Consider the following 988-nt stretch of genomic DNA (forward strand, 5'->3'; position numbering starts at 1 on the left):
TCCTGTTTTACTGACTCATCTTCGGTGCCGACTAGCTCTAATTGTGCATTTAATTCTTTGGAAATTAGCTCAATATCTCGAATTTCGGCCAAGGTTGGCAGGTCATCAAGGCTGCTTAGGTTGAAATAGGAAAGAAAATGCTTGGTCGTTGCATAAATTGCTGGTCGACCGGGAACCTCGCGATGACCCACAACTCGCACCCAATTTCTTTCTAGCAGGGTCTTCATTATGGTAGAGCTGACTGCAACCCCCCGAACTTCTTCAATATCGCCACGCGTAATCGGTTGGCGATAGGCAATCAAGGCCAATGTTTCCAAAAGTGCTCTGGAATACTTTTGAGGTCGTTCTTCCCATAAACGCTGTACCCACTCGCTCATTGAAGGCCGGGACTGAAAGCGATAAGCGCCAGAAAACTCAACCAACTCAACACCACGACCTTTGTAGTCTTCCTCAATTTCTTGCAATACGGAGCGAAACACTGCCCTGGTAGGCGTAAGGTCAGGTTCCAATAAAGCTTGAATCGCATCGATAGACAAAGGTTTACCTGCTGAAAACAGAAGCGCTTCGACAATAGGTTTTAATACTTCAACGGTGGGCTCAAGTGAATTATAGGTGTATTGATTCCCTACATTAGTAAGATCTTCGCTATTTGAACTAAGTAACTCTTTAATGTCTACCATTTCAAAGCTCTTTATTGTGCTCCGCGCGCCCGAACATGAATAGGCCCCAAGGTTTCTGATTGAACAAAATCGAGCAACTGCTCTTTAACTAATTCCATAATTGCCAAAAATGTTACCACAACACCATCTCGCCCTTCCTCTGGACTAAAGAGCGCAGCGAAAGGGACGAACTGTTCGGGCGTTACCTTAGATAAGATAATTGTCATCCTCTCTCTAGTTGAGAGCTTCTCTTTTTCAATATGGTGGCTTACAAACATATCAGAGCGTTGCAGAACAGAATTAAGTGCCTGAATTAACTCATTTAGCGA

At 44.1% G+C, this 988-nt stretch carries 2 protein-coding genes; both read right to left on the bottom strand.

Annotated features, from left to right (window positions below; translation table 11 throughout):
• Positions 1-680: SMC-Scp complex subunit ScpB (gene scpB / locus A3763_RS25055; protein ID WP_068760696.1), on the bottom strand; the 680-nt coding region annotated here is incomplete at its 3' end.
• An 11-nt stretch (positions 681-691) separates the two neighbouring features.
• Positions 692-988 (bottom strand): ScpA family protein (locus A3763_RS25060; protein ID WP_197483120.1); only part of this gene is annotated, 297 nt, incomplete at its 5' end.

Source organism: Oleiphilus sp. HI0128, from assembly GCF_001635365.1.